At 54.4% G+C, this 7,851-nt stretch carries 6 protein-coding genes; 1 reads left to right on the plus strand and 5 read right to left on the minus strand.

Annotation, left to right across the window (positions count from 1 at the left end; translation table 11 throughout):
• Positions 1–268: 268 nt before the first annotated feature.
• From glgA to AB8996_RS04255, 5 genes are all read right to left on the minus strand, one after another.
• Positions 269–1,696, minus strand: coding sequence for a glycogen synthase GlgA (gene glgA, locus AB8996_RS04235; RefSeq protein WP_369297725.1), 1,428 nt, complete (start codon positions 1,694–1,696; stop codon positions 269–271).
• Between the two features lie 139 nt (positions 1,697–1,835).
• On the minus strand, positions 1,836–2,948 hold the full coding sequence (glgD, locus tag AB8996_RS04240; protein WP_369297726.1) for a glucose-1-phosphate adenylyltransferase subunit GlgD: 1,113 nt from the start codon (positions 2,946–2,948) through the stop codon (positions 1,836–1,838).
• Positions 2,945–4,159: a glucose-1-phosphate adenylyltransferase gene (locus AB8996_RS04245; RefSeq protein WP_369297727.1), complete on the minus strand. Its 1,215-nt coding sequence runs from the start codon at positions 4,157–4,159 to the stop codon at positions 2,945–2,947. Before AB8996_RS04245 ends, glgD begins: the two co-directional genes overlap by 4 nt.
• A 66-nt stretch (positions 4,160–4,225) precedes the next feature.
• Positions 4,226–6,238 carry a 1,4-alpha-glucan branching protein GlgB gene (gene glgB / locus AB8996_RS04250; RefSeq protein ID WP_369297728.1) on the minus strand — a complete coding sequence of 671 codons (2,013 nt, stop codon included), beginning with the start codon at positions 6,236–6,238 and terminating at the stop codon, positions 4,226–4,228.
• 122 nt (positions 6,239–6,360) lie between these two features.
• Positions 6,361–6,678 carry a hypothetical protein gene (locus AB8996_RS04255; protein WP_369297729.1) on the minus strand — a complete coding sequence of 106 codons (318 nt, stop codon included), beginning with the start codon at positions 6,676–6,678 and terminating at the stop codon, positions 6,361–6,363.
• A gap of 242 nt (positions 6,679–6,920) precedes the next feature.
• Here AB8996_RS04255 and AB8996_RS04260 point away from each other — a divergent pair, with 242 nt between their 5' ends.
• On the plus strand, positions 6,921–7,772 hold the full coding sequence (locus AB8996_RS04260) for an MBL fold metallo-hydrolase (protein ID WP_369297730.1): 852 nt from the start codon (positions 6,921–6,923) through the stop codon (positions 7,770–7,772).
• Positions 7,773–7,851: the final 79 nt, after the last annotated feature.

Raw genomic sequence — 7,851 nt, forward strand, 5'->3', positions numbered from 1 at the left:
TTTTTCCACTTTTTCTCCCTTTCACTAAAGTTTATCCATTCCACCTGCATAGCAGGTGGTTTCTTTATTGGTATAAAAAAACGAGAGAGAACCGTCAGGGTTCTCTCTCAGCTCTCTTTTCCTCCGTATTCTTACCATACAGCTCAGTCTGTAGACCGCAAATTTTCCCGTTCGTTTTGCAGCCAGCCGCGACCGCTCCGCCGCCGGAAACGGCAAAGGGCACAGCAACTTTCGGGATTTTCAGAGAGTGTTTTTCAAAAACTCAGATTCAACTTTTCAATATCTGCTTATACAGGCGGATATATTCGTTAGCGGACTTGCCCCAGCTGTTGTCACAGCCCATGGCGCGGTCCACCAGAACCGCCCAGCCTTCCTTGCTGTCATTGTAGGCGGAAATGGCACGATGGAGGGAATGCAGCATATCTCCGGCGTTGTAGGTCTTGAAGGTAAAGCCGTTGCCCTGACCGTCGCCGCTGTCGGTGATGGAATCCCGCAGACCGCCGGTCTCCCGAATGACGGGGATCGTGCCGTACCGCAGGGCGATCATCTGGGACAGCCCGCAGGGTTCTGATTTACTGGGCATCAGGAAGATGTCCGCGCCGGCGTAAATTTTCCGGGACAGCTCCGGCACAAAGCCCAGGCACAGCACGAACCTGCCGGGATATTTTTCCTGCATCCACTTGAAATAATTTTCATATTCCAGATCGCCGCTGCCCAGAATGACGAACTGGGCGTTGGTGTTCTGCATCACATCGTCCACTGCTTCCTTGACCAGGTCCAGACCCTTGTGGGAAACGAGGCGGGTCACCATGCCGATCAGGGGCAGATCGGGATTGACCTCGATACACAGCCGCTCCTGCAATTTCTCCTTGTTGACCGCCTTGTTCTTCTTGTTTTCTTTGGTGTAGTTGGCATAGAGGGACGGGTCCTTTTCCGGGTCGTAGTTCACGGTGTCGATCCCGTTCAAAATGCCGGACAGCTTCCAGGAGCGCTCCCGCAGAATGGGGTCCAGCTTGTGGGCGAACCAGGGGTCGAGAATCTCCTGGGCGTAGGTGGGGCTTACGGTGGAAACCCAGTTGGCGCACTCGATAGCGCCCTTCATCAGGTTCACGCAGCCGTCATATTCCAACAGCTGGCTTTCATAGTTGGGAATGCCGAACACGTCCTCCAGTATCTCCTTGCCGTACTGCCCCTGATACTGGATATTGTGAATGGTGAACAGGGTCTTGATCCCTGTGTACCACTCGTTGTTGGCATAGAACAGCCGGTAGTAGACGGGCACAAGCGCCGTCTCCCAGTCGTTGGCGTGGAGGATATCGGGCTTGTAGTCGATATAGGGCAGCATTTCCAGAATGGCGCGGGAGAAGAAGGCGAACCGCTCCGCGTCGTCAAAATGCCCGTACAGCCCGTTGCGCTTGAAATAGTATTGGTTGTCGATCAGGTAATAGACCACATTGTTGACCTTGGCTTCAAAAATGCCGCAATACTGCCGCCGCCATGCCACCGGCACGCTGATGCTGGTGACAAAGCGCATCTGGTCCCGCAGCTCCTGCGGGATACCGTCATACAGCGGCACTACCACCCGGCAGCCCACCAGACGGGAACGGAGCGCCTGGGGCAGCGAACCCGCTACATCTGCCAAACCGCCGGTAGCCGAAAAGGGAAGAGCCTCACTTGCGCAAAATAAAACCTTCATAAAGAAAATCCTTTCCAAAAAATCAAAATTCAGAACAGGAATCTACACCGATTTAAGCCCCTAAAGTCCCGATCCAAAACGCCCTTGACCTTAAAAGCCCTTACTCTAGCATCTAGTCTCTAGCTTCTAGCATCCAGTCTTATACCCTGCTGCCCTTGGCAACATATACCGGGTAGGACTGATAGCCCATCATGGTGCGGTTGTTGTCGAACACGACCTCCTTGTCCGCCACCACATAGTCCAGCCGGGTGTTTTCTCCCACCACGGTATCCTGCATGATGACGCAGTTCTTCAGCTTCGCGCCCTTTTTCACGTGTACGCCGCGGAACAGAATGCAGTTTTCCACCTCGCCGTCAATCACGCAGCCGTCGGCAACGATGGAATTGGAGACCACGCTGCCCAGCCCATACTTGGCGGACATATCGTCTCTCACCTTGGTGAAAATGGGGCGGTCGGAATAGAACAGCTGGTTGCGCACCTTGGGGTCCATCAGCGCCATGTTGGCGTTGAAATAGCTGCTGAAGGAGGTGACCTGATAGGCTGTGCCGATAAACTCATAGCCAAACACCTTCAGATCCCGCAGGTGGCGCTGCATCAGGTCCCGGTCAAAATCGTAAAGGTTCCGGCTCATGCAGTCCTCTACCAGCTCCATCAGCTTCTTCCTGCCGATCAGGCACATGCCCATGCCGTAATTGCAGTCGGCGTCGCTGCCGCGCTTTACCAGCATATCCCGGACAAAGCCCTCCGGGTCAACGGTGTACACCACGTTCTTGTCGGTGTCAGGAGACATACCGTGACGGTAAATGACGGTGATATCCGCTTCCTTTTCGCTGTGGAAACGGAACACGTCCTTGAAGTCGATATTCGCCACTGTGTCACAATCGGACAGTAGCACATATTCCTCATGGGAATTTTTCAGGAAACGCTGAATGGACGCCAGCGAGGAAATCTTTCCCTCGGTGCGGGTGGTCTCCGCGTTGAAGGGAGGCAGCAGGTACAGGCCTTCCCGTTTTCTGGACAGATCCCACGCTTTTCCCGAGCCAAGATGATCCATCAGGGATTGATAGTTTTCCTCCGTGATGACGCCGACCTTGTTGATGCCGGAATTTACCATGTTGGACATCTGGAAATCCACCAGACGGTAACGACCGCCGAAGGGGACGGAAGCCATCACCCGGTTTTCTGTCAGTTCTCTCACGCGCTCCTCATGCACATAGGCAAACAGGATGCCGATTACATCATTACCTCTCATGCTTTTTCTACCTCCTCAGCGTCGATCATGGCTTTGGGCGGGACTACCGTATCCGGCGCGATGCTGCAGCCGGGTCCGACCACCGCTACGCCCCAGTCGTCCTTATTTTCCACCTCTTCCGGGCGCTTGCCGATCACGGCATTTTTGCCAACGACGGCATTCTCCGCCACAATGGCGTACTGCACTCTGGCGCCCTCCTCGATCCGCGCGCCGGGCATGATGATGGAATCCTCCACCACGGCGCCGGGGGCGACATATACGCCGGCGAACAGAATGGAAAATTCCAGATCGCCGTAAACATTGCAGCCCTCTGCCACCAGGGAATTCTGCACCTTGGAGCCCTTGGCGATATAATGGGGCGGCATAACGGGGTTCCGGGAGTAAATGCGCCAGTCGCTGTCGCTCAGGTCCAGGGGAATGTTGGGGTTCAGCAGGTCCATGTTGGATTCCCACAGACTATCGATGGTGCCCACGTCCTTCCAATAGCCCTCGAAACGGTAGGCAAACATCTTCTCCCCTGCCTCCAGCATGGCAGGAAGTACATTCTTGCCGAAGTCATTCTGAGACTTGGGGTTCTCCTCGTCCTCCTCCAGATATTTCCGCAGCTTCTCCCAGGTGAACACATAGATACCCATGGAAGCCTGATTGCTCTTGGGCACCTTGGGCTTCTCGTCAAATTCATAGATAGAGCCGTCCTCGTTTGTATTGAGGATGCCGAACCGGGAAGCCTCCTCCATGGGGACCTCGTACACGGCAATGGTGCACGCCGCGCCCTTTTCCTTGTGGAAGTTTATCATCTTGGAGTAGTCCATCTTGTAGATATGGTCGCCGGAAAGCACCACCACGTATTCAGGATTATACCGCTCGATAAAGGGGATATTCTGGGTGATGGCGTTTGCCGTGCCCTTGTACCAGTCGGACTTTTTGCTCTTCTGGTAGGGGGGCAGCACATGAACGCCGGCGTTCATACTGTCCAGGTCCCAGGGCTGACCGCTGCCTATGTACTCGTTCAGCTCAAGGGGCTGGTACTGGGTCAGCACGCCCACCGTTTCAATGCCGGAATTGACACAGTTGGAAAGGGGAAAATCAATGATACGATATTTCCCTCCAAAGGGGACCGCCGGCTTTGCCAGATTTCGGGTCAAAACTCCCAGCCGGCTTCCCTGCCCGCCTGCCAGAAGCATTGCCACCACTTCTTGTTTGGGTAACATGTTCAGTTCCTCCTGCTAAAGATTTTTTAGTGTGGTCTTGCGCTCAATATGGGTAAAAGCACACGCTTATTTGCCGCTGCTTTTTCCTGTTTTGGGAACCGGCTTCTTTGCCGCCGCCTTTTTGGGGGTTGCCTTTGCCTTCTCTTTCGGCGCGGGTTTTGGCGTCTTTCTGGTGCATTCCAGGAAGAACACCGTATTTCCCGGCAGGGTCAGCGTCACGCTCTGCTCGCAGCCGTGCATGGGAATGTCTTCGGTTTTGATATTTTTCCCATTTGTCACACCCTGCCCGCCGAAAGACGCGTCGTCGGAGGAGAACACCTCCGCCCATGTGCCCCGGAAAGGTACGCCGATCCGGTAACCCTCCCGCTGGACGGGAACGAAGTTACACACTGCCACCAGCTCCCTGCCGTCCTTAGCCTTCCGGCGGAACGCGATGACGCTCTGCTTGTAGTCATCATTGGAGATCCATTCAAAGCCTTCCCAGGAGAAGTCGATCTCCCACAGCTCGGGACGCTCCAGATAGAAATGGTTCACCGCCCGGAAGAAGTTCTGGGCGTCCTGGTGCTCTTTATACTGGAGCAGCCCCCATTCCAGCTCTTTTTCATAGTTCCATTCGTTTTTCTGGGCAAATTCCGTGCCCATAAATTGCAGCTTCTTGCCGGGGTGCGCCATCATATAAGTCACAAAGCTGCGCATTCCGGCAGCCTTCTGCTCGTCCGTACCGGGCATTTTATTGATGAGGGAGGCTTTCCCGTACACCACCTCGTCGTGGGAGATGGGCAGGATAAAATTCTCTGAAAAAGCGTAGAAGAAGGAGAAGGTCAGGGCGTCGTGATTCCCGCTGCGGAACAGGGGATCGAGGGACATATAGCGGAGCATATCGTTCATCCAGCCCATGTTCCACTTGTAATTGAAGCCCAGACCGCCCATGAAGGTGGGCTTCGACACCATGGGCCAGGAGGTGGATTCCTCGGCGATCATCATGGGCTCGTACACCTCGGCAAACGCCGCCTCGTTCAACGCCTGTAAAAACTCCACCGCCTCCAGGTTTTCCTTGCCGCCGTCCTTGTTGGCGACCCATTCTCCGTCCTTGCGGTTATAATCCAGATACAGCATGGACGCCACAGCGTCTACGCGCAGACCGTCGATATGGTATTCCTTCAGCCAGAACACGGCGCTGGACACCAGGAAGCTCACTACCTCCGGCTTGGCATAATCGAACACCAGCGTGCCCCATTCCTTGTGCTCTCCCTTTCTGGGGTCGGCATATTCGTAGCAGCAGGAGCCGTCAAATTTGGCAAGCCCCGCGGAGTCCCTGGGGAAATGGGCGGGGACCCAGTCCATGATCACGCCGATGCCCGCCTGATGGCAGCGATCCACAAAGCGCATGAAATCCTTTGGCTCGCCGTACCGGGAGGTGGGGGCAAAATATCCCATGACCTGATAGCCCCAGGAGCCGTCAAAGGGATATTCCGTCAGGGGCATGAACTCGATATGGGTAAAACCCATATCCTTTACATAAGGGATCAGCTCGTCTCCCAGCTTTTCGTAGGAGAATACGCTGCCGTCGGCATATTTCCGCCAGGAGCCCGCGTGGACCTCATAGATGTTCATGGGGCGGGCGTACTGGGAGGTCTTGGTCTTCTCCTGCAGCCAACTGCCGTCCTGCCATTGATAGTCCAGCTCTACCCAGCGGGAGGCGGTGCCCGGTCTTGTCTCAGCGTGGAGCGCATAGGGATCAGCTTTATAGATATCCTCTCCCTGCTGGGGCTTGATACAGAATTTGTACAGCTCGTAGGGCTGAAACACAAAATCGGTGTAGCCCTCCCACACGGCGTCATCTATTTTTTTCAACGGGTATTTCGCCTTGTCCCAGTTGCAGAAATTGCCAACGAGGGACACTTCCTTCGCCTCAGGCGCCCACACACGGACGACCATGCATTCCTTTCCGTTGTGCACCGCCTTATGTACGCCCATATACTCATAAGCACGGCGGTTCTTTCCGCTGCGGAACAGGTACAGGGGGACATTCCCCTGGGGCGGTTCCTTTTTCGGCGCGGTCTTCCTTTTTTCACTCATATCGCTGCACTTCCTTTGATTGAATCGTGCTGGAATTTTCCATTCCGAAAGCTTTTGCAGGTAAGGCGGCACCTGTGCCTACTATAACCTTAGCTTCATTATAAACAGGGCGAAAAGAAATTTCAAGTGCTTTTTAGTAGTTTTCTTATATTTTTTCTTTCTGATTTTTTAATCTTTGTAAGATTTTCACAAATATCTCTGCCATTTTCTGTATAAGCACGCGGATAACGGGCACAGCATACCACACCTTCCCTGAAAATCCTGTCGGGAAAGTGGAATTTTCCCATTTCATTTGCCAGAAGAAAAAATCTTTGATACAATAGATGCTGGATACTGGAAAGGGCACAAGAATTGCTGTGGTCGGGTCGTACGGTTTTTTCTTTGCACAAGGAAGCTTCACAAGCGCTCACCGCAAGGTGAAAATGATCGTAAACGATCATTCGGGAGAACCCTTGAGGTCTCACGACCTCTCTTTTCTCGCAAGCTCGAAAAGCACCGGGCTTCTCCAATCAGCGGGCGCTTTCAGCGCCTATGGTATAATATCCGCAAAGGACAGCGGATATTATAGATTTGAAATTGCCTCGGTCAGTTCTTCGCTTTGCTCAGACGACCGATCGGCACAGTATACCAACGCACGTTCCGTGCTTATGGTATAATGAGAACAGGAAAAGGAGGAATTTTCATGGCAGAACTACCGAAGTCCAGATTTTTTGAAGCCCGGAAAATTTTTGACAACGTGACCCTCATCGCAGGGCTGGGCGGGGAGCAGTGCTACCTGATCGAAGGCAACGAGAAGGCGCTGCTCATCGATGCCCTCAGCGGCGTGGGCAGCCTGAAGGCTTTTGTGCGGGAACTGACCGACCTGCCCGTGCAGGTCATCAATACCCACGGACATGTGGACCACTGCGGGGCAAATTTCGAGTACGGCGAGTGCATGATCCACCCTGCGGATATCCGGCTGATGTACGACCACTCCGACCCGGAAATGCGGCTGGGTTTTGCAAAGTCCGGCGCCATGTTCCGTCCGCTGCCCGTCACTCCCACCATGGAGGACGTGGTCCCTCCCTGCGCGGTAAAGACCTACCCTGTCTACGACGGCGACGTGCTGGAGCTGGGCGGCGTGGAGCTTACCGTGATCGGCGTGCCCGGGCACAGCTTTGGCACCATCGTGCTGCTGGACAAAGCCCGCCGGGTGGTCTATTCCGGGGACGCCTGCAACGCCAACACCCTGCTGTTTTTAGAGGGCTCCGCTTCCATTGAGGAATACAGGGAAAGCCTGCTGCATTTCAAGAGCTTCCAACCCGATTTTGACGTGATGTACGGCGGGCACGGTCCCTTCCCCGTCCCCAACACCATCATCGACGAAGCCATCGAGCTGTGTGATGAGATCATGGCAGGCACGGACGATCAGATCCCGGGGGAATCCGTCGGCAGACCCTGCCTGTACGCTAAGCGAAAGAACGAGCGCTTCCAGCGGGAGGACGGCAAGCTGGCGAACATTGCCTATTCCAGGGAAAATATCTGGAAACATTGAGCGCAATCAAAACCACCAGTAGAACTGGTGGTTTGCACATCCCCTAGAAGGGGCAATTACGGACTTCGCCCCTGAAGGG

This window comes from uncultured Neglectibacter sp. (assembly GCA_937958185.1).
Lineage (GTDB): Bacteria > Bacillota > Clostridia > Oscillospirales > Acutalibacteraceae > Acutalibacter.

Bases quoted from the DNA above. Each gene is read 5' to 3' on its own strand.
- glgB (WP_369297728.1), bottom strand. From the start codon at position 6,238: ATGAGTGAAAAAAGGAAGACCGCGCCGAAAAAGGAACCGCCCCAGGGG.
- glgD (WP_369297726.1), bottom strand. From the start codon at position 2,948: ATGAGAGGTAATGATGTAATCGGCATCCTGTTTGCCTATGTGCATGAG.
- glgA (WP_369297725.1), bottom strand. From the start codon at position 1,696: ATGAAGGTTTTATTTTGCGCAAGTGAGGCTCTTCCCTTTTCGGCTACC.
- AB8996_RS04255 (WP_369297729.1), bottom strand. From the start codon at position 6,678: ATGATCGTTTACGATCATTTTCACCTTGCGGTGAGCGCTTGTGAAGCT.
- AB8996_RS04245 (WP_369297727.1), bottom strand. From the start codon at position 4,159: ATGTTACCCAAACAAGAAGTGGTGGCAATGCTTCTGGCAGGCGGGCAG.
- AB8996_RS04260 (WP_369297730.1), top strand. From the start codon at position 6,921: ATGGCAGAACTACCGAAGTCCAGATTTTTTGAAGCCCGGAAAATTTTT.